This is a genomic window from Proteus mirabilis HI4320 (genome assembly GCF_000069965.1).
GTDB lineage: Bacteria > Pseudomonadota > Gammaproteobacteria > Enterobacterales > Enterobacteriaceae > Proteus > Proteus mirabilis.
In genome coordinates this window covers 1401232-1426150 of sequence record NC_010554.1, presented here as the reverse complement: position 1 = coordinate 1426150, position 24919 = coordinate 1401232, and the positions used below count along the sequence as shown (strand labels likewise).

The following is a 24919-nucleotide window of genomic DNA, read 5'->3' as shown; positions in this document are numbered from 1 at the left end:
TGTGATGTTGTCCTTGTCAGAAATTTTGTGAAAATTTGCTTTGTTGTAATTGTGTAAAGACTTGCGATAGACGTTGTGGATCTTTGATACCTGCTGAAGATTCCACCCCTGAATTAAAATCAAGTCCTAAGCAACCGGTGTTTAGAGCATCTAAACAGTTATCACTGTTTAGGCCACCTGCAAGTAATGCTTTATGGCGTAAAGTAGGCGGAATAGTTTGCCAATCAAAGGTGTTGCCTGTGCCACCTGTACCATTATCTAATACATATTTGTTAACTTGCGCAATGTGCTGAATATCATGGTGATAAGCCATATTAAGCGCTTGCCAAATTTCACATTGTGGGGCGATTTTTTCCCTTAGTTGGGCTATAAATTGTGCATCTTCAGCGCCATGTAACTGAACCGCAGATAAATTAAGTTGTTTAGCATAGTCACAAATAAGCTCAATAGATTGGTTTTGAAAAACGCCCACAAAAGCTAATGGCGCTTGTGTTACCAATAATTGTGCTTGTGACAGTGTCACTCTTCGTGGTGATTTCTCAGCAAAAATTAATCCTCCATAATAGGCACCCGCTTGATAGGCCGCTTTAACATCTTGTGTACGGGTTAAGCCGCACACTTTATGCTTTCCCAAAATAAGTGCTCTTACCGCTTGGGCAATATTCTCTTGTGACATCAAGGCACTACCCACTAAAAAGCCATTAGCATATTGACTTAGTGTTTTAACTTGTTGATGGGTATGAATTCCAGATTCGCTGATAACAATAGCCTCTTGCGGTAAACCTTGGCTAAGTTGTTCGGTACGGGATAAATCAATAGAGAGATCACGTAAATTACGATTATTAATCCCGATCACTTTTGCTTTAAGCTCAATGGCTCGCTGACGCTCTTCTTCGGTGCTCACTTCTGTTAATACTCCCATGTTTAATTGGTGAGCAACGGCACTAAGCGCACGGTACTGTTCATCATTAAGAACAGAAAGCATTAATAAAATGGCATCAGCTTGGTAAAAACGAGCTAAATAAATTTGGTATTCATCGATAATAAAATCTTTACATAAAACAGGTTGATGAACGGCATCACTCACTTGACGTAAATAATCAAAACTGCCTTGAAAATATTTTTCATCAGTCAGTACCGAAATAGCGGCTGCATAGGGTTGATAAATTTTCGCAATGGCAACGGGATCAAAATCAGAGCGAATAATCCCTTTTGAGGGCGATGCTTTTTTACACTCTAAAATAAACACTGGGTGTGATTGCGTTAATGCTTGATAAAATGAGCGTGTCGATGGCGCAATCTTATCTATAAAGGTTGATAAAGGTTGCTGTGCTTTACGTGCAACTAAATATTCGGCTTTATCTTTAACAATGGCATTTAATACAGTCATTATTTTTATCCTCTTGCGGCTAGCGCATTAACTCGATTAATGGTTTTACCGCTATAGATTGCGTGCATAGCAACTTCGGTATTAGCTTTCAAATCTTCTTGTCCGTGTAAACGCATTAATAAGGCGACATTGGCAGCGACGGATTCAGTGTGTGCGCGTTTACCTTGTCCTTGCAGTAAATTAGCCAATAATTGGCGATTAACCTCAGGTGTACCGCCTTCAAGATCACTTATCGCACAAGGACGCAGACCAAAATCACTTGGGGTTAATTGATAACGAGTGATTTCCCCATTGTGTAATTCAGCCACTTGTGTGGGAGCATGTAATGACACTTCATCCATTCCACCACTATGGACCACTGCCGCACGTTTGTAGCCCAAGACATTTAAGGTATCTGCAATAGGCATTAATAATTCAGGACTATAAACACCAATTAATGCTAAAGGCGGACGCGCTGGATTAATTAATGGGCCTAACACATTAAAGAGCGTGCGTGTTCTTAGCTGTTGGCGCACAGGGGCGGCAAAGCGAAAACCACTGTGATAAAGCGGCGCAAATAAAAAGCATAGTCCAATTTCATCTAACAATTGGCGGGCATCGTTGGCACTTTTATCTAGCGGAATACCAAATGCCGCTAATAAATCTGATGATCCTGAGCGACTAGACACGCTACGATTACCATGTTTAGCCACTTTTAGACCAATTTCTGCCGCGACAAACGCACTGGCTGTTGAAATATTGATGCTATTGGCTCCATCGCCGCCAGTACCCACAATATCGCAAAACAGATAATCTGGGCGTGGAAAAGGAGATGCATTATCCAATAGGGCACGAGCCGCTCCGGCAATCTCTTGAGGGTGCTCACCACGCATTTTCATACTAATCAATACCGCTGCTAACTGTGATTCTGTTAATTCACCACGAATAATCGCACTAAACAGTGTTTGGCTCTCTTCTAAGCTTAATTGTTGTCCTGCAAATAATTTATTGAAGATAGTATCCATATTATGCGTCTCCTCTTGGTGCTTGTGCCCATGCAATGGTTTGTTGTAAAAGTTGTGCGCCTTTAGTGGTTAAAATTGATTCTGGATGAAACTGAAAACCACAAGTTCGATGTTGGCGATGGCGCACGGCCATCACGGTGTTATCACACCACGCATTGACGATAAGTTGCTCAGGTACAATTTCGCCAGAGAGTGAATGATAACGAGCGACGGGCAGAGGATTTGGCAGATGTTCAAACATCGCCTGCCCATCATGGGTGGCGAGCGTAGCTTTACCGTGTAAAATTTCCCCACAAGAAGAGACTTTACCGCCATAAGCTTCAATAATGGCTTGATGCCCTAAACAGATACCAATAATAGGCAATTTACCTAACATGCGATTAAGTAGCTCAGGCATACAACCCGCTTGTGATGGTGTACCAGGGCCGGGAGACAACATAAGAATAGGGTTATCTAACAGGTTTAATTGTTTTTCGATAAAAGAAGCACTGACATCATTGCGATAGATGATCACTTGATGATGTTGACTGCGTAAAAGGTCGACTAAGTTATAAGTAAAAGAGTCGATATTATCGAGTAGTAAGAGCGTCGCCATTAGCAAGCCTCCTGCATATGCGTTTCAGCATGCGCCTGTAAAATGGCATTGATAACCGCTTGTGATTTATTGCGAGTTTCTTCTGCCTCCATTTTGGGATCAGAATCGAGCACAATACCAGCGCCCACTTGAATAGTTGCAATATCTTTTTCTACATAAGCAGAACGAATAACTATGCAAGTATCAAAATCACCGTTACCAGTAAAGTAGCCAATTGCACCGCCATAACTGCCTCGTTTGGTTTTTTCATATTGTGCAATCAGTTGCATAGCACTGACCTTCGGTGCTCCTGAGAGTGTCCCCATATTCATACAGGCTTGATAGGCATGAAAAATATCTAAGTCATGACGTAATGTTCCTACCACTCTTGATACTAAGTGCATAACAAAAGCGTAGCGATCTACTTTGGTTAATTCGGCGACATAACGGCTTCCAGCTTGGCAGATACGCGCTAAATCGTTGCGTGCTAAATCAACCAACATAAGGTGTTCTGATAACTCTTTGGTATCTGTGCGCATTTCAAGCTCAATGCGGCTATCTAAATCAGCATTGATTGAGCCGTCGGCATTGCGACCTCTTGGGCGTGTACCTGCGATAGGATAAATTTCAATTTGGCGATCACTTGCTTGATATTTCAACGCACTTTCAGGTGACGCACCAAAAACGGTAAATAACGCATCTTGCATATAAAACAAATAGGGACTGGGGTTTTTTTGTTTCAAAACTTGATAGGCAGCCAGTGGTGAAGGGCAGTTAATTTGAAAACGACGTGATGGAACAACTTGGAAAATATCGCCACGACGAATATAGGTTTTCATCGCTTCAACAATAGCACCATACTCTTCGTCATTCATATTGCTACTTACAACCGCTTGCTGAGGTGTTAATGGTTGACGTTGTGGTTGTTTTAAAGGTTGCTGTGCGAGTGCAACTAATTGTGCCTGACGGGTATCAAGACGCTGACACTCTTGTGGATTATCCGTAAAGGCAACGGAAATTAATTGGCTATGATGATGTTGATGGTCGATCACAATTAACTGTTCAGCTAAATAAAAACAGTAGTCAGGGCAAGAAAAAACCGCTTCTAAATCAGGTAAGGATTCAAATCCGTTCACTAAATCATAGGCAAATAACCCTCCCACAAAAATAGCATTGGCTTCTTTTGCAGCGCTATTTGCTAGGAAAAAACGTAAAACATCAAATACGCTAGCCGCTTTTAACTTGCTCTCTTCATCTTGAGGGAAAGATGATGATGCAAAAGTAAATACACATTGTTCCGCTCGCTCTACGGAGAGTGTGCTTTTTTCTTTTAGTGCGTTTTTTAATAACGCTAAGATATGTTGGCCGTTGAGACTTAACGCATCGACAGTCACTTGATTTTTGTTTGCACTAATACGTAATGCACTATCAACGATTAACAAACTTTTTAAATTGGCTTTGGTATCAATTTGTGCGGATTCTAACAATAAGGTGTGATGACGATGTTCACACAACGTATTGAAAAGTAACGCCGGCTCGCTGTGATAAGGCAATGCCGTTACCTTAGTTGTTAATGGGAATGCAAGTGAAGTGTTCATTATTATCGCTCTATTTTCTTTTTTCTGGTGCTGATAAGCACAAAATTGGCATATAAAAAAACCCGCGGTAGGCGGGTTTTAGATATCACTGATGCTAAGCAGGAGATCAAACCGCCCATAAAAGAGTTTTGCGCCACCACAGAGCAATAAGACGTTGATTGATATTCATAAGATCTCCTTACAGCGGATGATAAGTTTATATTTAATAGACTAGCTCATGTTGTGTACTAGTAAACTGGATTATATTAGGTTCGTCAAGTACTTTATGGCATACTCTTAAAAATTCGTTGTATCACTGAGGATAAACAGGGAGAAGGAATGACTGAATTGCTATCTGATTTACGCGTGATTTATGATCTGCATAGCCATACTACTGCATCAGATGGCGAGCTCTCACCTGATGAATTAATCGATAGAGCCATTGAAAAACAAATTACGGTATTAGCGATAACCGATCACGATACTACTGCTGCTATCCAACCTGCCAAAAATTATATTGCAGAAAAAAGTTTACCTTTAACTTTGATATCAGGTGTCGAGATATCGACTTTGTGGGAGAATATAGAAATCCATATTGTTGGATTACAGATTGATATCGAACATCAAGCCATGACGACATGCCTAGCAAAACAGAGTCAATGCCGTGAAACTCGCGCTAAAATGATCGGCGAACGTTTAGCTAAAGCGGGTATTGCTGGAGCATGGGAAGGGGCAAGTGCCCTAGCGAAAGGCGGGCAAGTGACACGAGGACACTTTGCGCGTTTTTTGGTTAATGAAGGGCATGTGGCATCGGTCAATAAAGTATTTAAACGCTATTTAGCAAAAGGAAAAACAGGTTATGTACCGCCACAATGGTGCTCAATTGGTGACGCTGTCACGGCTATTCATCAAGCGGGTGGAGTTGCGGTATTGGCACATCCTGGTCGCTATGGTCTATCCTCTAAATGGTTAAAGCGATTAGTGCTTTATTTTAAACAACAAGGTGGTGATGCTATAGAAGTGGCACAATGCCAACAACCACCACAAGAGCGAGAACAACACGCAGCTTTAGCACAAGCTTATGATCTTAAAGCTTCGTTAGGTTCTGATTTTCATCGCCCTTGCTCGTGGATAGAGCTAGGACGTAATTTATGGTTACCCGCTAATGTTGAACCTGTATGGACATTATGGCAGGGATAACATCAAAAAGTCGTTGAGGGATATATGAGCCAACTTTTTTACATTCACCCTGATAATCCGCAGGCTCGTTTAATTGAACAAAGTGCGGATGTTTTACGCAAAGGCGGAGTGGTAATTTATCCAACAGATTCAGGCTATGCGATAGGTTGTTGTTTGGATAATAAAGATGCGATGACGCGTATTTGTCGAATTCGCCAACTCGATAAACATCATAATTTCACTCTAATGTGTCGAGATTTATCAGAAATTGCCACTTATGCCTATGTTGATAATGTTGTTTTCCGTTTAATTAAAAATAATACGCCTGGTAACTACACCTTTATTTTAAAAGCCACCAAAGATGTACCTAAGCGTTTAATGAATGATAAACGTAAAACAATTGGTTTACGTGTACCTTCTAATCCTATTGCGCTGGCATTATTAGAAAATATCGGTGAGCCATTAATGTCTACCAGCTTAATATTACCGGGTAATGATTTTGCAGAGTCAGATCCGGAAGAGATTAATGACTTATTGGGTAAACAGGTTGATTTAGTGATCCACGGCGGTTACTTGGGGCAAAAGCCAACCACGGTGATTGATTTAACAGAAGATAGCCCCGTTATTGTCCGTGAAGGAATGGGCGATATTACGCCTTTTCAATAACCTTTTAAATTTGGTAAATGCATCATAGGGGACTTATTATAGTGAGATAAAAGGTGAAGAGATTTATTGCTTGTGTTAAATTTACGCACTGCGATAAAGCCATTGGGCGCATCTTGTGGTTAGTGACATCAAGAAAGCTGTTTTTGAAGTAAACGGCATAGTAACGATGGAAGCCTTAGGTGCTATTTTATCGACACGATTTTATTTGTCATGCTCATTTTATTGTCACTTTGGCATGGCTTATCCCTGAATCAATAGACCTGTGTTTGTTAAACAGTTTAATAAACATGGGTTATTTTTTACCTGATTGATTTAAAAACTAATTTATTTTATGACGCCTGTGAAGGCGACACATGAGGTTGTTTCATGAGCGATAAATCGCAACGTACTGAAAAATTACAAAAAATTCTTGCTCGTTCTGGTCATGGTTCTCGACGTGAGATTGAAGGCTATCTTCAAGAAGGCCGTATCAGTATTGATGGCGTGAAGGCAAAATTAGGCGATCGTATTGATGCCAATTCTACAGCCAAAATCCGTTTAGATGGTCGTATATTAAGTATTCGCGAAGCACAAAAAGATGTTTGTCGAGTGTTAGCTTATTACAAGCCAGAAGGTGAGCTATGTACACGTAGTGATCCACAGGGCAGACCGACCGTATTCCAACGTCTTCCGCGTTTAAATAGTGCGCGTTGGATAGCCGTTGGTCGTCTTGATGTTAACACCAGTGGTTTATTACTCTTTACCACTGATGGTGAGTTAGCCAATCGCTTAATGCACCCAAGTCGTGAAGTTGAGCGTGAATATGCGGTACGTGTTTTTGGTGAAATTGATGATGCAAAAATTCGTCAATTGACTCGTGGGGTACAATTAGAAGATGGGCCGGCATCATTCCGTTCGGTTTCTTATCGCGGTGGTGAAGGCATTAACCAATGGTACAATGTATCGCTAACGGAAGGACGCAATCGAGAAGTCCGTCGTATGTGGGAAGCGGTAGGTGTGCAGGTTAGTCGCCTTATTCGTGTTCGTTATGGTGATATTGATTTGCCTAAAGGACTTCCACGTGGCGGATGGGTTGAGCTAGGCTTAAATCAAATTAACTATTTACGCCAGCTGGTGGAACTAAACGATGAGACAGTAACCAAAGTGGCTGTCGAAAAAGATCAGCGTCGAATTAAAGCAAATCAAATTCGTCGGGCGGTGAAACGTCATACCAAAATTTCTGCGCGTACTTCAACTTCACCGGCTAAGCGTGCCTCAAGCCGCCGCCAATCAGCGGGAAGTAAAAGCAAATAAACGAATAATTATTGATAAATTCAAATTAAATTTTCAGTTAGATACAGAAGTCTGCTAATTTTTAGCAGACTTCTTTTTTTGATAGCTTTATTTTTATAATAAATAAAACTATGATGCTTATATTAATACGATGATAAGCTGTTTCTATCATATTAATATTTTATTTGTATTTATTACGATAAGGTATACGCGATAATATGCATCGTTATATTTATTTAACAACAGTGTTGTGTATGAACTTTCTTAGTTTAGGCTGTGATGAGGCAACAACATCGACAACACAAACAGGCATTTTTTATATCAGTAACAATAACAATGTGCCGTTACAATTTAAAATTGATACTAATCATTTTTCGATTAATAAAGGTGAGGTAAAAAAAATAACATTAACCAATGGAGAGCATATATTAGAATCAAACTCAGGTGAAAAGAAAGTATTTATGGTTTACCCTGGAAATAATGGGGGGATTATTAATCCCTCTCAGGAAATATACTATAGCTTTACTTCCGTGTTTACTTCAGAAGAAAATAAAGAACACTTTTATTTAGATACGCGCTCTGTTTGGATCAATGGACAATTAATACATGGTGCTATTAATAGCACAGATGCTGTGTTTATCGACAACAATATCTTTCGTTGTGACATTCCATTAAATGAGCCTATTCCTCCTTATTTACCAGATTGGAAGAATTCTGGGGTAGGCAATGTATTGACTAAATGCTTCTCTCAAGAGGAGTTTCAAACATTTTTAGCCAAATATCCTTATGGTATTCATTTCGATAACAATCACGATTTATTAACCAAACAAGCTAAGAAAGAACAGTTTAGTTGGATAAATGAAAAAGATACACGTACTGAGGATTTTAATCCTACACTGAGTGAAATAAATTTTAATAATAAAGAATTAGTACAAGAAGCCAATACTATTTATGAAATAGTTTACTCGTATTTAGCGTCTCGTGATCCTGATAAGAAACAAGAGCTTTATAATATTTATCATCTGCATATCATGTCTATGGCATGGATTTATAGCCAACAAATACAAAATGATATACTGGATGATAAAGAAGCCTACTTTCAATTAATAAAAGAGACCGGAAGAATATTTGGTGCAGGTATATTAGGTGAACCTGTATTGATATAAATATATTACGGCAATCTGAACACATAATACGAGTTTATTATACGCGTTTATTTTACCAATCAATTCCTTTTTGTGCTTTGATACCACTGTCAAACGCATGCTTAATAGGACGCATTTCCGTAACGGTGTCTGCTAATTCTATTAATTGTCTATGACAGCCTCGTCCTGTAATAATAACACTTTGATGATCAGGACGAGAAGTAATAGCCGCAACCACATCTTCAAGTGGTAGATAATGAAAACTGATCATATAAGTAAGTTCATCTAACACAACTAAATCATAGTCAGGTGAATTGAGTAATTGCAGTGCATATTGCCAAGTATTTAAACAGGCTTGTGTATCGGCAGCTTTATCTTGAGTTTCCCATGTAAAACCGGTTTCCATAACATAGAAGGGAACGCCGGCTTGTTCTAAAAGATTACGTTCTCCATTTTCCCATGTCCCTTTAATAAATTGCACAACACCGACTTTTTTATGATGACCAACCGCACGTGTAGCGGTTCCCATGGCAGCGGTGGTTTTCCCTTTACCATTACCAGTAAAAATCATCAAAATGCCTTGTTCGCGTTGCGCCTGCGCAATTCGGGCATCAACTTTTTCTTTCAAACGTTGTTGGCGCTGTTGGTGTTGTGCATCACTCATAGGATAAACCTTATATTCTCAAGTTATTCAGCAGGTCCGGCTTTACGATCGGGTTGTGCATCTAAAGATTGACCACTCACTTCAATGCTGTCATCACTCATTAGATAGAGATATAACGGCATTAGATCTTTTGGCGTTTTAAGTTTTTGTGCATTTTCATCGGGGAAGGCACTTGCTCGCATACTGGTGCGTGTTCCACCCGGATTGATGCAGTTAATACGCAAGCTACTGTCTTTATATTCTTCATGTAACACTTGCATTAAGCCTTCTGTGGCAAATTTAGAGACAGAATAAGCCCCCCAACCATAACGGCCTTGGCGACCTACACTGGAGGTTGTCAAAATAAGGCTTGCATGAGGTGCCTTAAGCATTAGGGGGATTAAGGCTTTAGTCAACATAAAGGTTGCATTAACGTTGACTTGCATCACATCATGCCAAAGTGTACTTGGTTGGTTAATTATCGGCTCAACGACACCGAGTAGGCCGGCATTTTGTAATACACCGTCCAAATGAGGAAAACGTTTTACGATAGTATCAGCAAATTCCTGATAATCGTTCTCGCTCGCGGTGAGTAGATCTAAAGGGTAAAGCATCGGTTGTTGCCCGCCTGAAGTGATAATCTCATTTTGTACATCTTCAAGCTTAGATAAGGTACGTCCTAACAAGATTAATGTCGCACCATAGCGAGCATATGTGAGAGCAGCTTCTTTACCTATGCCATCACCAGCCCCCGTTACTAGAATTATTTTATCTCTTAATACAGTATGATCGGGTTGATATTGCAACATATTAATATCCTGTTTATTGAAAAATAAATAAAGTGTAACGTCTTATGTGCTTAAGAACCAGTTTAGCGACTCATTTTTAAAGTGATTAACGGCTAGTGATACAGATAATAACTGCCAGAATGGCGCCTTTGTTACTGGCATCAGCGTAAAATTTCGTTAAACTAGGTGCTATGATTTCACTGTGTTTTATTAACCTTAAAAGAGGCCTTTGTGGAGTATATTTTACAATATGGACTGTTTTTAGCTGAGATTGCGACTGTTGTAGTCGCTATTATTGCTATTGTTTCGTTTTTTGTGGTTATCGGTAGTAAAAAGCAACATCGAAAAGGCACATTAAAGGTGACTGATCTTGCTGAGTCTTACCACGATAAACAACGTGTTATGCAACAAGCCAAAATGGATGAGGCTGAATTAAAAGTGTGGCATAAAGCGTTTAAAAAACAACAAAAGAAAGAGCAAAAACTGAGTAAAAACAATGCTAAAGAAGGGCGCAAAGGCGTTGTTAAACCTTGTTTATATGTTATTGATTTTAAAGGTAGCATGGATGCCCATGAAGTTGGTGCATTACGTGAAGAGATAAGCGCTATCCTCTCTGTGGCACAAGCGGGTGATGAAGTACTGCTTCGTCTTGAAAGTCCTGGCGGTATGGTTCACGGTTATGGCCTAGCAGCAGCCCAGTTAACTCGTTTAAAAGATAAAGGGATCAAATTAACTGCAGTGGTCGATAAAGTCGCCGCCAGTGGGGGTTATATGATGGCCTGTGTCGCTGATAAAATTGTTGCGGCACCTTTTGCGATTATCGGCTCTATCGGTGTGGTCGCTCAAATACCCAATATTCATCGTTTATTAAAGAAAAATGACATTGATGTTGAGTTACATACTGCCGGTGAATATAAACGCACGCTAACCCTATTAGGGGAAAATACGGATGAAGGTCGTGAGAAATTTAAACAAGATCTCAATGAAACTCATCTGCTATTTAAGTCTTTCGTACATAAATATCGCCCTGAATTAGATATCGATAGTGTTGCAACTGGCGAGTATTGGTATGGAACGGATGCTGTAGATAAAGGGCTGATTGATGAAGTGGGGGTCAGCGATGATTGGCTCATTAGTCGTATTAATGATTTTGAAGTATTATCCGTTCAATATATCCTGAAGAAAAAAATGGTAGAACGAGTTACTGGTGGCGCAATGGAAAGCGTGGATAAATTAATGATGCGTTGGCTACAAAGGGGTAAAAACCCACTGTTATAAGCATTATCAAATAACGAGTTGCTATCAAACTAGCGATATTCAGCAGTTAGATGTAAGCTGAGTATCGCTATTTTTTTATTATTTATTCAGCGTTTTTCGAATAAAAAAAGCCAGTGAGGTACACACTGGCATAAAAATAATTGATAATTTTTAACAACAATCGGGCAATATTTCCTCTTTCTAGGAAGACTCAATATAGCGATAAAGAGAAAATAAATATAATTGATATTACATATTGAATTGATAGGCTCTGAAAATCTTCTCTATATCTTATATTGATAGTTAATAACCGATTTCTTGGCAATAAGTGCCAAAATAGTCAGCAAACATCATCACGCTAGATGGTATTTTTCAGATAACACATGTGCTAAATGTTTAAACATATTGAATGCAGCGGTACTTTTAGCCGTGGGTAAACCCTGCTCATCTAAAAAAAATTCGCCTTTAAATACCAGTACATTGCCTTTTTGTTCAACAGAATCTGCGTACATACCTTGTAAATAGTCTTCATGTTCACGTATGATTTTATTCGCTTTTTCAAGTAGCATCTCTGCGGAAATAGGTGTAGTTTGTGTCGACATCATTTATGCTCCTTAGAAAAATAATTTGTTGCGCCTCGCTTTTTATCAGGTAGAGTGTGGCATTTTTAAAAGCTTAGCTACTCTATATACATAGACATCGCTATGTTTTAGACCTGAATCAGTGATGAGGTGATTAAAATACCTCAAAAAAAGTAGCGTGTTTTGCGTTTAAACAAAAGCTTTGAATAAAAACAGGTTGATATATTGCAAAACTAACGCAATATAAAAAGAGATTTCAAAAGTTTTCTGAGCTGAGGGTATTAAACAATACCGTCATGACAAAGTTTAATTAGGTAAAGGTAATTATGGGTAAAGCTCTTGTTATCGTGGAGTCCCCGGCTAAAGCCAAAACAATCAATAAATATCTTGGCAATGACTACGTAGTAAAATCTAGCGTGGGTCACATTCGTGATTTGCCAAAAAGTGGTTCTGGCAGCCAGAAGAGCGAAAACTCATCCGCCACGAAAGGCGTGAAAAAGGTTAAAAAGGATGAGAAATCAGCCTTAGTCAGCCGTATGGGTGTCGATCCTTATAATGGTTGGCATGCAAACTACCAAATTCTGCCGGGTAAAGAGAAGGTAGTCGCTGAACTAAAAGCATTGGCTGAAAAAGCAGATCATATCTATCTCGCAACGGACCTTGACCGCGAAGGAGAAGCTATCGCGTGGCATTTACGCGAAGTGATCGGCGGTGAAGATGATAGATTTAGTCGTGTCGTGTTTAATGAAATTACGAAAAATGCCATTACACAAGCATTCCAAACACCGGGTGAGCTGAATATTGACCGTGTTAACGCGCAACAAGCACGTCGTTTTATGGATCGTGTAGTTGGCTATATGGTTTCTCCGCTGTTATGGAAAAAAGTGGCGCGTGGTTTATCTGCGGGGCGTGTACAGTCAGTTGCGGTACGCCTACTCGTCGAGCGTGAACGTGAAATTAAAGCATTTGTGCCAGAAGAGTATTGGCAATTACACGCTTCACTGCTGACACCCGATGAACAACCCTTGCGTATGGAAGTGACGCACTATCAAGATAACGCCTTTAAACCAGTCTCCTCTGAGGAAACTCAGGTGGCGGTTAAGGCGTTACAGAATGCCACTTTCATCGTTAAAAACCGTGAAGATAGACCAACATCCAGTAAACCAAGTGCCCCTTTGATCACCTCTACATTGCAACAAGCGGCAAGTACTCGCTTAAGCTTTGGGGTGAAAAAGACCATGATGTTGGCTCAACGTCTTTATGAAGCAGGTTATATCACCTATATGCGTACTGACTCTACCAACCTGAGTCAGGATGCAATCCAAATGGCACGTGATTATATTCACGATAAATTTGGTGCAAAATATCTGCCTAAAGAGCCGAATGTTTATTCAAGTAAAGAGAACTCACAAGAAGCGCACGAAGCTATTCGTCCTTCTGATATCAATGTGACGGCTGAATCTTTAAAAGATATGGATAGCGACGCGAAGCGTTTATATCAACTGATTTGGGATCAATTTGTCGCCTGTCAAATGACACCGGCAAAATATGACTCAACCACACTTACGGTTGTATCAGGGGATTATAAACTACGCGCTAAAGGTCGCACATTACGTTTTGCGGGTTGGACAAAAGTCATGCCAGCAATGCGCAGTAAAGATGAAGATAAAACATTACCAGCGGTTGATGTAGGGGCGCAATTAGCGTTAGCTGAGTTATCGCCAACGCAACACTTTACTAAGCCACCAGCGCGTTTTAGTGAAGCGACATTAGTTAAAGAGCTAGAAAAACGAGGTATTGGTCGACCTTCAACTTATGCTTCAATTATCTCTACCATTCAAGATAGAGGTTATGTCAAAGTTGAAAACCGTCGTTTCTATGCAGAAAAAATGGGTGAGATTGTTACCGATCGCTTAGAAGAAAACTTTAGTGATTTGATGAACTACGATTTCACGGCTCAAATGGAAGATCATCTCGACCATGTTGCCAACAACCAAGAAAACTGGAAAGCGGTATTAGATGCATTCTTCACAGATTTTAGTCAGCAACTAGAAGTCGCTGAAAAAGATCCAGAAGAAGGAGGAATGCGACCTAACCCTATGGTTATTACTTCTATTGAATGTCCTACTTGTTCTCGTCATATGGGAATTAGAACAGCGACGACAGGGGTATTCTTAGGGTGCTCGGGCTATGCTTTACCACCAAAAGAGCGTTGTAAACAAACGATAAATCTTATTCCTGAAGATGAATTACTTAATATCTTGGAAGGAGATGATGCGGAAACTAATGCATTACGTGCCCGTCGTCGTTGTCCGAAATGCGGTACGGCAATGGACAGTTATCTTATTGATACTCATCGTAAATTACATGTTTGTGGTAATAATCCTGCATGTGATGGTTATGAAGTTGAAGAAGGTGAATTCCGCTTAAAAGGTTATGAAGGCCCAGTGATTGAGTGTGATAAATGTGGCGCTGAAATGCATCTAAAAATGGGGCGTTTTGGCAAGTACATGGGTTGCACCAATGAAGAGTGTAAAAATACACGTAAGATCTTAAAGAGTGGTGAAATTGCACCACCAAAAGAAGATCCGGTTCCACTACCTGAATTGCCTTGTGAAAAATCGGATGCTTACTTTGTGTTACGTGATGGCGCGGCGGGTATTTTCCTTGCGGCCAATACGTTCCCTAAATCAAGGGAAACCCGTGCACCGAAAGTGGCTGAGTTAGTACGTTTTAAAGATAGATTATCGGAAAAAATGCGCTACTTAGCACAAGCACCTGTAACCGATCCAGAAGGGAATCCAACCATAGTACGTTTTAGTCGTAAAACTAAACAGCAATATGTCTCTTCTGAAAAAGAGGGGAAAGCAACAGGTTGGTCAGCCTTTTATATTGATGGCAAATGGGTTGAAAAAAGTAAATAATATCGATAGTTATTGATATTTTAAGATAAAAAAGCGACTTACTGACATAAGTCGCTTTTTTTGCATTAAGACGATATGCTAATTAACGTACATTGAAACAGTATTAATGGTGAGTCTCTATTTGTTGATATCGACGACTTTATGCTGAGCATAAATAATAAGAGGAAGATACTATGAAACTGATACCTTTGTTACTCTCTGGACTACTCTTTACATCGGTTGCCAGTGCGGCGAGCTTAGATGTTACGTTAAAAGAAGCCTTACCTACAGGGGCGGGTGATGATATTGGTGTTGTCACTATTACCGAAACCGATTATGGGCTGTTATTTACGCCAAAACTTACTGGGTTAACACCGGGTGTTCATGGTTTTCATATCCATGCTAATGGCTCTTGTGAGCCAGATATGAAAGATGGAAAACCTGTTCCAGCATTAAAAGCGGGTGGTCATCTTGATCCTGAAAATAAAGGTGTTCACTTAGGGCCTTATAACAAAGAAGGGCATTTAGGTGATCTACCTGGTTTGGTTGCCAATAGTAAAGGTGACGCTGATTATGCCGTTCTTGCTCCTAGACTGACTAAGCTTGATCAAATTAAAGATAAAGCCTTAATGGTTCACGTTGGGGGAGATAACTACTCAGATAACCCAGAAGCGCTTGGCGGTGGTGGTGCTAGAATGGCATGTGGTGTGATTAAATAATTCATTTATTTATAATCCAAAAGCTATCTGATGATGGCTTTTGGGTTAATGGTTATACTCACTAAAATAGTGCATAGTTTTATCCCATCGCAATGTGATGAAATCACATTTAATATTGATTAAAAAACGACTGCTTTAAGCGGTTTTTCTTATGTATTTTTTGGGTGTTAACCATATCATTTTTTCTTTTTCTATTTTCCCCGTCATTTTCTACTATTACTTATTTGATTAATTATTTATAAAAAATAATATATCTAACATAATATGAATCTTTATTTATTTCGTTTCTCCTTATTTATGCAATCCGAATTTTATCATTATTCATAAAATGAATATAAAAAGCCCAAAAGAAGATTAAAAAACAGACATATTATATAGGCTAAATAAAATAAACGGCTTATTTAGAATTATATTTTAATTAAACCAAGCTTATTAGCTAAATATATTGATAAAATTGAGCTATTTAAAGTGGCAAGGTAATGAAATTGAATGTGATTAATTTTTAACTGTTAAAAATCAATGCATTATGAACTATTTTTTGAGCTTTCCATATTGGAAACAAAATATATTTTACTGTACCCAGTATTTACTGGGTTATGAGTAATTTGTTTATTTATTATTCATATTTTATACTAACAAATACTTTTTATGATTATTTTCACAGCATGATATAGTGATATTTTAATCATTTTACGCAAAGTGACTTATGCTAGAGAGATGCTAAATATGGGAGCTGTTTACAGTTTATTAATAAGCTTTTATTATCCTTTATTCAAGTCTTATTGTACGCATTGGCTAAGGTAGCGGATATAACGGACGAAGTGTTTTTAGTGTAATCGTTTAGTTTAATTTGTTATTTTTGATACTGCGTAGCGATCTTTATAGCTTCATATATGTAAGGAAACAATGATGAGAGCCACAGTCCTTGGGAAAAAAATTGGATTACATAATGACAAAACGACCACCGGAGCGACTTGTCTTGCTAGCATATTAACGGTCACCAATGAAGGGATTAGCATATTGAGGCTTGGAGATAAAACAACACGTTGTCCAGTATGCAATGAAGAAGGCACGATAGTGACTGGAGAGCAAGGAATGATACTGGATGGACAAAAAATTGCTGTAGAAGGCTCTATTGTCCAATGTGGCTGCTCTTATGGAAAGAATAGAGTTACTTGTTAAATTTTTTCTTATTATTCGCAAGGAGAAATAGTCATGGATGGATTAGTTTTTACCTGTCAATTTAAAGGAATTCCTGAAGAAACATTCACTGTGACAGAATTTCAACTGACTGAGCATTTATCTGAGTTATTTACACTTTCTTTAACTGCGGTAAGTTCATTACCGTCTATCTGTTTTGATGATATGTTGGGGTTTGCTTGTTCCTTAACGGTTACGCGCAATGGTAAACCTATTCGTACTGTACGTGGGCTATTAGCTAGTGCGGAGCAACAAAATACAGATGGTAATCAAACGTGGTATCACTTTATTATTCGACCTGAAATTTGGGTTATGTCTTTAGGGCAAAACAGTCGAATTTTTCGACAAATAACGGTGCCTGACTTACTTCAGCAATTATTATTTGAGTCTCATATTAAAGCGGATTGCAAACTCTATGCTGAGGATGCTTATCCTAAGCGTGATTATATAACACAAAAGCGTGAATCAGATTATCAGTTTTTTTGCCGTTTAGCTGCAGAAGAGGGAATAAGCTTTTGGTTTGAAGATGCAGGAATTGAGCCACGGATGTTTTACAGCGATTCTCACTTAGGTATGACGGCAGATATTGACTTAATTTACAACCCACAATATGAAACAGATACTAGAGATCATACTGCATATCATTGGCGTTATAGAGAGTCACTGCTTTCAGATAAAATTCTTTACAAAGATTATAATTCTAAACGTCCTTCTTATCCCCTTGAAAGTAAAATAGAAGGGGAAATACATAATCAGCATCCATTTTATGAAAGTTATGGGCGTTTTCAGACGCAAGATGATGCAGATCGTTATACCAAAATTCGAATGGAAGAGATACAACAACAACGTTGCGTCGGCAATGCATTAACTAATTGTTTTGCTTTGATGCCAGGAAAAATTTTTTCGTTATCTTCTCACCCATGCTCAAATATGAATCGCCGTTGGCAAGTCATTGCTATTACTCATCACGGCACTCAACCCTTAGCTGATAATAGGGAAGGGCAAGGAACAACATTATCGAATAATTTAACCTTTATTCCTGATAATTTAAATTGGCGCCCGCCTTTTATTCATAAACCAACAGCTGATGGCGATGAATTAGCCACAGTAGTTGGCCCTGAAGGTGAAGAAATCTATACCAATGAAGAAGGGGCTGTACAAGTTTATTTTCATTGGGATCGCATGCGAGAACCAGAATTAGGAAGCTCATGTTGGGTTCGGGTAGCGCAGGGATGGAATGGTAACGGTTATGGCTTTATGGCAATACCTAGGATTGGACAAGAAGTGCTTATCAGTTATCTAAATGGAGATATAGATAGACCTATAATTTCAGGCTGTACATATAATGGACGCAATACTCCGCCACTAAACCTACCTTATGAGATGACGCGTACTACGTTTAAAACAAAAACGCATAAAGGAGAAGGGTTTAACGAGTTACGCTTTGATGATAAAGCAGGCCGAGAAGAAATCTATCTTCATGCACAACACGATATGAATGCTCATATTGAACATAACGCACATTTCCATATTCAGCATGATGCAAAAAAACGGATTAATAATGATCAATTTACCGAAATCGCAGGTAATGATCACTTTATTTTAAAAGGCTCACAAAAAAATCATATCACTGGAAATGTATCATTACATATTGAAGGTGATGAAAAGACGAAAGTAAATGGAAATGCGGTGCATGAAAGCACTCTGCAAACTTATTTTGTGAGTGGCGGTAAAATTGTGCTTGATGCGGGGACAGAAATCACCCTTAAAGTGGGAGAGAGTTTTATACGGATCACTCCCAATATGATATTTACTTCGAATAATTTGGTCGTCGGTGGTGGTAGTGCAGGAAGTGGGACTTCTATCGATTTGGAGCTACCGCAAGGCGTCCCTCCTTTAGAGTTATCTCCGTATCCTGTAAAAAAATACTGTGCAGTAGCAGCACAGCACTCAGGGGGAATAATTATAAAACCAAATGAGGATGAATAATGTCACTGACATGGACTTCATGGTTAACAAATACCATTCAAAGTGATGTGTATTTTTTAATTAACACGTTATCGCAACCAAATCCGATTAAACAATTTTATATTAATGATTGGATTGAAGAGGCATTCCCTATATATCGTGGAACGGCATTATCACACTTATCGAGTGTCAGTCCATGGTTGGTAAAAGTAAAACCCTCGCAATACTCACATTTGGGCCAAGTATTAGATACTATGCCATTAGGTGATAATAGCTGGGGATGGGCTTATCATAGCCAACTCGATTGGCGTACCCAAATCACTCATTGGCAAAAGCATCAACTAGTGATAATGAATGATAAAAAAGTTATCTTTCGTTTTTTTGATGCGCGTATAGCGCGTACGCTATTACCAAAATTATCACTTGGCGATTGGGCTGTCTTAATGATGCCTGTTGATGACTGCTTGATTGAAGGTGATGAGGTTAATGAAAACTATACGCGACCTCAATATGCAGATCCCTTTATTAGCCCCGTAGATTATGAATTAAGAGAGCATCTAATTACAGCTTGGCGTGATTCTGAACAGGCTTATGTTAATGTAATTAATAACTTCTATATTCAGTTTTGGGAAAAACAGAGTGAATTAGCTTATCAGTTAGATGAAGTTGACGGTCGTTTAATAGGGTTTATCCGCGATTGGATGGACGAATGTCAGAAAAATAGATTAGATACCGCCTATCTGTATGATGATTTATTTTTACGCTATCTAAATAAAAATAATCTATTACCTGATATGACTATATAACAAGGATGACAAGGAAGAAAAATGACATTTAGATACGATAAATATAATGATCCTTATTGCCCCGATTGTGCTAAACATAATGCTTGGATAGAAATCTTACTGGTAGATGAATTGAACAATCCTATTTCGGATATGCCCTATACACTGACTGTCTCTGGGGGAGAAAAAAGAACAGGTAAAACAGATCGTAATGGGATTGTTAGAGAAACAGATTTACCGCCAACAGGGGGGCGCTTTTCTATTAATGCACAAATGCTGGCTGATGAAATGGAAAAACGTCCTTTAAGAGTACGCAGAAATGGTTCTTCCAAAATTCGCTATGATGCAACACAACGTAATGATAATTACCGCTATTTAACTATTGGTGATTTATGTGATGCGACGCCTAAAATTTTAAAATGGGATCAACCAGAGTTACCTAAATATCATTTTAAAAAACAGCAACCCAATGGATATATGGTAATATTTCGTAATGAACGTTGGGTTTTTGAAGTATGTCCATTTAGAGCCTGGTCATTCTTATTACATCATCAGAAAGATTACTCAATTACTAATGCCTGTAATTTAAGTATATTATCTGTATTGTCTTATGCGAGCTTTAAAGCTAATAATGATAAGGAGCCTAATGCAGGAAATTATTTAGGCTCAATTGAGGACGTTTTTTTTAATCAACTCTTTGACTTATCCCAAATCCCACAGCAATTTGCGAAAGAATCTTTTACCCCGATAATATATGATGTTCCGTTTAGTGAACGCTATACAGATGTTGAGTTTATTGATTCAGCTAAGAATTTAGATACCCAAATGTTTTATATCGCAAATAATAAGGAAGTTATTGTTGTTTGGCGAGGAACGGCAGGAAAAACTGATATATTTACAGATATAAAATTTAAACCAGTTAAACTGCGGCAGGATATGGGAATAGAAGGCTATGTACACTCTGGTTTTTATAATTCATTTAGGACCATGGATGGTAAGTATAAATTAAGGCCGAAAATAGGTTCAAAGAATGATGATGAAAATCCATTAAATTTAATCAAAGGTTTAGCTTCAAACCGAAAATTATTTATCGCAGGGCATAGTCTAGGGGGGGCATTAGCTTTATTACATGCCATAAAATTAAGAGAATATAATCCAGTGCTTTATACTATTGGTATGCCTCGGGTATTAACCCTTTCTATTACAGAGCAGTTGGGAGATATTATTCATCATCGTCATGTCAATGAAGACGATCCAGTACCAGCCCTTCCTTTTGAAAAAGATATGAATAATATCGCTTTTATAAGTGATCATGATTGGTTAGGGTATTCTATAGAAATTGCAATAACATATATAGACTGGAAACATCAAGGTATGGCGAGTAAAGCTATTGATCAATTGAAAACAAATTTCAATATAAAAAGTGATACATTTATTCACCATGGTGATGCTGTGCATTTTTACAAACCAACATCAAAAACATCTATGTATAAATACGTGTTGGCAAGTGTTGGATATGCACCAAGTCTTTTGGTAAATATGGAAATAGATAAAAAACGCTATCTCGTCTCTGATACTGATGAAAAGCTCTATCTCGTTTCTGAATTACTACCCGATCATCGGCTTAAACAAGAATTTTTTGAACTATATAAGTTACCCAAAACAGCATCACCTGGTGTAACTGGTGGTGGAGACCACTCAAGTCGTAAATATACAAACTTTATTATTTCTAAAATAATTAGTTTAGTTAAATATAACGGATTAACAGAATCTGCATATGATATTAGAGCAGAATTGGTCAATCAAAAAAGACTATCACAAGCCAAATACGATGAAAGCAGTTATTTGCTAGACTTAGATCTTATGGTTGCAGATACATTATTACCCACATTACTTATGCCAGAAGGTATAACGGCGCTGAAAAGGTTCAAATATGCTAATGACAATAATTAAATCACTTATTTTTATCCCTTATCTATTATTAAGTGGATGTGGTGAGTATATCAATATATATCTTGATAATAAATTTCCTGTCAATATGAATAATGATGGCAAAAAAATCACGGTTTATTCAACTATTTCCCCTGAAACGGTAGTACTTGTTCGCGGTACGTATACGTCAAATAAATGCCAACGTTCTCATTTTAATGCTTCTTATACTGAAGTCACTTATTCCTCTTTAACACAACAAGTGGAAGCAGAACGTAAAATAGCAGAGGATAATAAAAACGCGACCTATACCGTGCCTATCGATGGGGGAGGATGGTGTAATTGGAAGCTAGTAGAAATAGAGATAGCACCATTATCTACTAAATATGAAGTGCTTGTTAGAAGAAATATGGTTTTTTCATTGACTAATAGTGAACATTCAAAAATAAAATTATTTGCTACATTAGCCCCTGTTATAGTGGAAGAAAAGGATGAACAGTCCATCTATTACTCATCATCAATAATGGAGGATGAACAAAAATTATCCAATAAATCAGATGGAGAAATTTATTTTAATTATAAAGTTGAACCTAAATTAACCACGACTATCATCTCAAATGATAACAAAGCTATTTTCCCTAACGGCAATATTAAAATATTGGACGGATCTAGTTATAGCAGAATAATTAATTTCAATGAAATAATCGAGAATAGTGATGAAAAAGCGTTTACTTCTTTTGTGAGATATATTGATTGATTAATCTGTTTGGGGGAGTAAGTAGTTTTTTGCTGTCTAAAGTGTAAGAAGGGATATGCGATTGCGATTTTAAGCAGGTGAATGGAGTTGAATGGGGATTAACTATGCTAATGACAATGATTAAATCACTTATTTTTATCCCTTATCTATTATTAAGTGGATGTGGCGAGTATATCAATATATATCTTAATAATAAATTCCCCGTCAATATGAATAATGATGGCAAAAAAATCACGGTTTATTCAACTATTTCCCCTGAAACAGTAGTGGAAGTTATTGGTACTTATACATCTAATAAGTGCGAACGTTCTCATTTTAGTGCTGATTATACCGAAGTCACTTATTCCTCTTTAACAAAAAAAGTGGAGGTAGAGCGTAAAATAGCAGAGGATAATAAAACCGCGACCTATATCGTACCTATTGATGGAGGGGGATGGTGTAATTGGAAGTTAGTAAAAATAGATATAGCACCAGTCTCTAGTAAATATGAGGTATTTGTTACAAGGAATATGGTTTTTTCATTGACTAATAGTGAACATTCAAAAATAAAATTATTTGCTACATTAGCCCCTGTTATAGTGGAAGAAAAAGATGAACAATCCATCTATTACACATCATCAATAATGGAAGATGAACAAAAGTTATCCAATAAATCAAGTGGGGAAATCTATTTTAATTATAAAGTTGAACCTAAACTAACCACGACTATCTCAAAGGATAACAAAGCTATTTTCCCTAACGGCAATATTAAAATACTGAGCGGATCGACTTATAGTAAATTGATTGGTTTTAATGAAATAATCGAGAATAGTGATGAAAAGGCGTTTACTTCTTTTGTTCGATATATTGATTGATTAATCTGTTTGGGAGAGTGAGTGGTTTTTTGCTGTCTAAAGTGTAAGAAGGGATATGCGATTGCGATTTTAAGCAGGTGAACGGAGTTGAATGGGGATTAACTATGCTAATGACAATAATTAAATCACTTATTTTTATTCCTTATCTATTATTAAGTGGATGTGGTGAGTATATCAATATATATCTGGATAATAAATTCCCCGTCAATATGAATAATGATGGCAAAAAAATCACGGTTTATTCAACTATTTACCCTGAAATGGTAGTGCAAGTCCGAGGTACTTATACATCTAATAAGTGTGAACGTTCTCATTTTAATTCTGATTATACCGAAGTCTCTTACTCCTCTTTAACACAAAAAGTAGAGGTAGAGCGTAAAATAGCAGAGGATAATAAAACCGCGACCTATATCGTGCCTATTGATGGAGGGGGATGGTGTAATTGGAAGTTAGTAAAAATAGAATTATCACCAGTTTCTACCATTCACAAAAGATATATGCGAATTAGTGAAGTTATTCCAATCACCGATGATAAGCATTCAAAAATAGAACTATTTACCACATTAGCCCCTATTATAGTAGAAGGCAAGAATGAGCAATCCATCTATTATTCACCATCAAGCACGGAAGGTGAACGAAAGTTATCCAATAAATCAGATGGAGAAATCTATTTTAATTATAAAGTTGAACCTAAACTAACCACGACTATCTCAAAAGATGAAAAAGTTATTTATCCTAATGGGAGCATTAAAGATCCAACCTTTTCTATTTATACTGGAATGATTAGTTTTAATGAAATAATCGAGAATAGTGATGAAAAAGCGTTTACTTCTTTTGTTAGATATATTGATTGATTAATCTGTTTGGGGGAGTAAGTAGTTTTTTGCTGTCTAAAGTGTAAGAAGGGATATGCGATTGCGATTTTAAGCAGGTGAATGGAGTTGAATGGGATTAACTATGTTAATGACAATGATTAAATCACTTATTTTTATCCCTTATCTATTATTAAGTGGATGTGGTGAGTATATCAATATATATCTTGATAATAAATTTCCTGTCAATATGAATAATGATGGCAAAAAAATCACGGTTTATTCAACTATTTCCCCTGAAACAGTAGTGGAAGTTATTGGTACTTATACGTCAAATAAGTGTGAACGTTCTCATTTTAATGCTTCTTATACTAAAGTCACTTATTCCTCTTTAACGCAACAAGTGGAGGTAGAGCGTAAAATAGCAGAGGATAATAAAAACGCGACCTATATCGTGCCTATTGATGGAGGGGGATGGTGTAATTGGAAGTTGAAAGAAATAGATATAGCACCAATATCGGTGAAATACAAACAAGATAGAATTAGCACTCTTGTTTTTCCTATTGTTAATAGTGAATATTCGAGAGTAGAATTATTTACAACAATAGCTCCTATAATGATTGAAAGTGAAAATGGCCAATCAATCTATTATTCACTATCAAGAATAGAAGGTGAAAAGAGTTTATCCAATAAATTAAATGGAAAAATTTATTTTAATTATAAAGTTGAACCTAAACTAACTACGACTATCTCAAAGGATAATAAAGCTATTTTCCCTAACGGCAATATTAAAACACTGAGTGGTTCGACTTATAGTAAAATGATTGGTTTTAATGAAATAATCGAGAATAGTGATGAAAAAGCGTTTACTTCTTTTGTTAGATATATTGATTGATTAATCTGTTTGGGGGAGTAA

General features: G+C 37.6%; 20 protein-coding genes and 1 pseudogene. 15 read left to right on the top strand and 6 right to left on the bottom strand.

All coding sequences use genetic code 11. The features are described from left to right. Positions 1–16 precede the first annotated feature (16 nt). From trpCF to PMI_RS06480, 3 genes and pseudogenes are all read right to left on the bottom strand, one after another. Positions 17–1390 carry a bifunctional indole-3-glycerol-phosphate synthase TrpC/phosphoribosylanthranilate isomerase TrpF gene (trpCF, locus tag PMI_RS06495; RefSeq protein WP_012367970.1) on the bottom strand — a complete coding sequence of 458 codons (1374 nt, stop codon included), beginning with the start codon at positions 1388–1390 and terminating at the stop codon, positions 17–19. Positions 1391–1395: 5 nt separating this feature from the next. Continuing rightward, positions 1396–2989: pseudogene (trpD, locus tag PMI_RS19635) on the bottom strand (bifunctional anthranilate synthase glutamate amidotransferase component TrpG/anthranilate phosphoribosyltransferase TrpD). After that, positions 2989–4566: an anthranilate synthase component 1 gene (locus PMI_RS06480; protein WP_012367968.1), complete on the bottom strand. Its 1578-nt coding sequence runs from the start codon at positions 4564–4566 to the stop codon at positions 2989–2991. The pseudogene trpD and the gene PMI_RS06480 overlap by 1 nt, the downstream one beginning before the upstream one ends. A gap of 318 nt (positions 4567–4884) precedes the next feature. Here PMI_RS06480 and rnm point away from each other — a divergent pair, with 318 nt between their 5' ends. The 4 genes from rnm to PMI_RS06460 all read left to right on the top strand — a co-directional run bounded on the left by rnm (position 4885) and on the right by PMI_RS06460 (position 8828). Further along, positions 4885–5745: an RNase RNM gene (rnm, locus tag PMI_RS06475; RefSeq protein WP_004243058.1), complete on the top strand. Its 861-nt coding sequence runs from the start codon at positions 4885–4887 to the stop codon at positions 5743–5745. Positions 5746–5769: 24 nt separating this feature from the next. Beyond that, positions 5770–6390 carry an L-threonylcarbamoyladenylate synthase gene (locus PMI_RS06470; RefSeq protein WP_004243057.1) on the top strand — a complete coding sequence of 207 codons (621 nt, stop codon included), beginning with the start codon at positions 5770–5772 and terminating at the stop codon, positions 6388–6390. A 366-nt stretch (positions 6391–6756) separates the two neighbouring features. Beyond that, positions 6757–7683, top strand: coding sequence for a 23S rRNA pseudouridine(2605) synthase RluB (gene rluB / locus PMI_RS06465; protein WP_004243055.1), 927 nt, complete (start codon positions 6757–6759; stop codon positions 7681–7683). 233 nt (positions 7684–7916) lie between these two features. Continuing rightward, complete coding sequence (locus PMI_RS06460) at positions 7917–8828, top strand: hypothetical protein (protein ID WP_223878685.1); 912 nt, start codon at positions 7917–7919, stop codon at positions 8826–8828. A gap of 52 nt (positions 8829–8880) precedes the next feature. On the opposite strand, the gene cobO is transcribed toward PMI_RS06460, so the two are convergent. Continuing rightward, positions 8881–9471 carry a cob(I)yrinic acid a,c-diamide adenosyltransferase gene (gene cobO, locus PMI_RS06455; RefSeq protein ID WP_004243052.1) on the bottom strand — a complete coding sequence of 197 codons (591 nt, stop codon included), beginning with the start codon at positions 9469–9471 and terminating at the stop codon, positions 8881–8883. 23 nt (positions 9472–9494) lie between these two features. Then, positions 9495–10256 (bottom strand): YciK family oxidoreductase, encoded by a 762-nt coding sequence (locus tag PMI_RS06450; RefSeq protein ID WP_026090429.1) that lies wholly within the window; start codon positions 10254–10256, stop codon positions 9495–9497. A 213-nt stretch (positions 10257–10469) separates the two neighbouring features. Here PMI_RS06450 and sohB point away from each other — a divergent pair, with 213 nt between their 5' ends. Beyond that, positions 10470–11516, top strand: coding sequence for a protease SohB (gene sohB, locus PMI_RS06445; RefSeq protein ID WP_004243049.1), 1047 nt, complete (start codon positions 10470–10472; stop codon positions 11514–11516). Between the two features lie 332 nt (positions 11517–11848). Here sohB and PMI_RS06440 read toward each other — a convergent pair whose 3' ends face one another. Continuing rightward, positions 11849–12097, bottom strand: coding sequence for a YciN family protein (locus PMI_RS06440; RefSeq protein WP_036896103.1), 249 nt, complete (start codon positions 12095–12097; stop codon positions 11849–11851). A 305-nt stretch (positions 12098–12402) separates the two neighbouring features. Between PMI_RS06440 and topA the strand changes: the two genes are divergently transcribed. The 10 genes from topA (at position 12403) to PMI_RS06390 (ending at position 24898) form a co-directional block, all read left to right on the top strand. After that, a complete protein-coding gene (gene topA, locus PMI_RS06435) occupies positions 12403–15000 on the top strand; it encodes a type I DNA topoisomerase (RefSeq protein WP_004243046.1) in 2598 nt (865 codons plus the stop codon). 173 nt (positions 15001–15173) lie between these two features. Then, positions 15174–15698: a superoxide dismutase family protein gene (gene sodC, locus PMI_RS06430; RefSeq protein WP_004243045.1), complete on the top strand. Its 525-nt coding sequence runs from the start codon at positions 15174–15176 to the stop codon at positions 15696–15698. A gap of 909 nt (positions 15699–16607) precedes the next feature. Next, a complete protein-coding gene (locus tag PMI_RS06425; RefSeq protein WP_086935851.1) occupies positions 16608–16880 on the top strand; it encodes a PAAR domain-containing protein in 273 nt (90 codons plus the stop codon). A gap of 33 nt (positions 16881–16913) precedes the next feature. Then, a complete protein-coding gene (locus PMI_RS06420) occupies positions 16914–18887 on the top strand; it encodes a type VI secretion system Vgr family protein (RefSeq protein WP_004248123.1) in 1974 nt (657 codons plus the stop codon). Next, entirely contained in the window at positions 18887–19672 is a 786-nt protein-coding gene (locus PMI_RS06415; RefSeq protein WP_004251087.1) for a DUF4123 domain-containing protein, read from the top strand. The genes PMI_RS06420 and PMI_RS06415 overlap by 1 nt, the downstream gene beginning before the upstream one ends. A 21-nt stretch (positions 19673–19693) precedes the next feature. Further along, a complete protein-coding gene (locus PMI_RS06410) occupies positions 19694–21604 on the top strand; it encodes a lipase family protein (protein ID WP_012367965.1) in 1911 nt (636 codons plus the stop codon). Next, complete coding sequence (locus tag PMI_RS06405; protein WP_012367964.1) at positions 21585–22337, top strand: hypothetical protein; 753 nt, start codon at positions 21585–21587, stop codon at positions 22335–22337. Before PMI_RS06410 ends, PMI_RS06405 begins: the two co-directional genes overlap by 20 nt. Before the next feature lie 104 nt (positions 22338–22441). After that, positions 22442–23191 carry a hypothetical protein gene (locus PMI_RS06400; RefSeq protein WP_012367963.1) on the top strand — a complete coding sequence of 250 codons (750 nt, stop codon included), beginning with the start codon at positions 22442–22444 and terminating at the stop codon, positions 23189–23191. A gap of 104 nt (positions 23192–23295) precedes the next feature. After that, positions 23296–24045 (top strand): hypothetical protein, encoded by a 750-nt coding sequence (locus PMI_RS06395; RefSeq protein WP_012367962.1) that lies wholly within the window; start codon positions 23296–23298, stop codon positions 24043–24045. Positions 24046–24148: 103 nt separating this feature from the next. Next, complete coding sequence (locus tag PMI_RS06390; RefSeq protein ID WP_012367961.1) at positions 24149–24898, top strand: hypothetical protein; 750 nt, start codon at positions 24149–24151, stop codon at positions 24896–24898. Positions 24899–24919: the final 21 nt, after the last annotated feature.

What these genes read in the sequence shown, in the direction of transcription:
- trpCF (WP_012367970.1), bottom strand. Translation starts at nt 1,390, where the DNA reads ATGACTGTATTAAATGCCATTGTTAAAGATAAAGCCGAATATTTAGTT.
- PMI_RS06480 (WP_012367968.1), bottom strand. Translation starts at nt 4,566, where the DNA reads ATGAACACTTCACTTGCATTCCCATTAACAACTAAGGTAACGGCATTG.
- rnm (WP_004243058.1), top strand. Translation starts at nt 4,885, where the DNA reads ATGACTGAATTGCTATCTGATTTACGCGTGATTTATGATCTGCATAGC.
- PMI_RS06470 (WP_004243057.1), top strand. Translation starts at nt 5,770, where the DNA reads ATGAGCCAACTTTTTTACATTCACCCTGATAATCCGCAGGCTCGTTTA.
- rluB (WP_004243055.1), top strand. Translation starts at nt 6,757, where the DNA reads ATGAGCGATAAATCGCAACGTACTGAAAAATTACAAAAAATTCTTGCT.
- PMI_RS06460 (WP_223878685.1), top strand. Translation starts at nt 7,917, where the DNA reads ATGAACTTTCTTAGTTTAGGCTGTGATGAGGCAACAACATCGACAACA.
- cobO (WP_004243052.1), bottom strand. Translation starts at nt 9,471, where the DNA reads ATGAGTGATGCACAACACCAACAGCGCCAACAACGTTTGAAAGAAAAA.
- PMI_RS06440 (WP_036896103.1), bottom strand. Translation starts at nt 12,097, where the DNA reads ATGTCGACACAAACTACACCTATTTCCGCAGAGATGCTACTTGAAAAA.
- topA (WP_004243046.1), top strand. Translation starts at nt 12,403, where the DNA reads ATGGGTAAAGCTCTTGTTATCGTGGAGTCCCCGGCTAAAGCCAAAACA.
- sodC (WP_004243045.1), top strand. Translation starts at nt 15,174, where the DNA reads ATGAAACTGATACCTTTGTTACTCTCTGGACTACTCTTTACATCGGTT.
- PMI_RS06425 (WP_086935851.1), top strand. Translation starts at nt 16,608, where the DNA reads ATGAGAGCCACAGTCCTTGGGAAAAAAATTGGATTACATAATGACAAA.
- PMI_RS06420 (WP_004248123.1), top strand. Translation starts at nt 16,914, where the DNA reads ATGGATGGATTAGTTTTTACCTGTCAATTTAAAGGAATTCCTGAAGAA.
- PMI_RS06415 (WP_004251087.1), top strand. Translation starts at nt 18,887, where the DNA reads ATGTCACTGACATGGACTTCATGGTTAACAAATACCATTCAAAGTGAT.
- PMI_RS06410 (WP_012367965.1), top strand. Translation starts at nt 19,694, where the DNA reads ATGACATTTAGATACGATAAATATAATGATCCTTATTGCCCCGATTGT.
- PMI_RS06405 (WP_012367964.1), top strand. Translation starts at nt 21,585, where the DNA reads ATGCTAATGACAATAATTAAATCACTTATTTTTATCCCTTATCTATTA.
- PMI_RS06400 (WP_012367963.1), top strand. Translation starts at nt 22,442, where the DNA reads ATGCTAATGACAATGATTAAATCACTTATTTTTATCCCTTATCTATTA.
- PMI_RS06395 (WP_012367962.1), top strand. Translation starts at nt 23,296, where the DNA reads ATGCTAATGACAATAATTAAATCACTTATTTTTATTCCTTATCTATTA.
- PMI_RS06390 (WP_012367961.1), top strand. Translation starts at nt 24,149, where the DNA reads ATGTTAATGACAATGATTAAATCACTTATTTTTATCCCTTATCTATTA.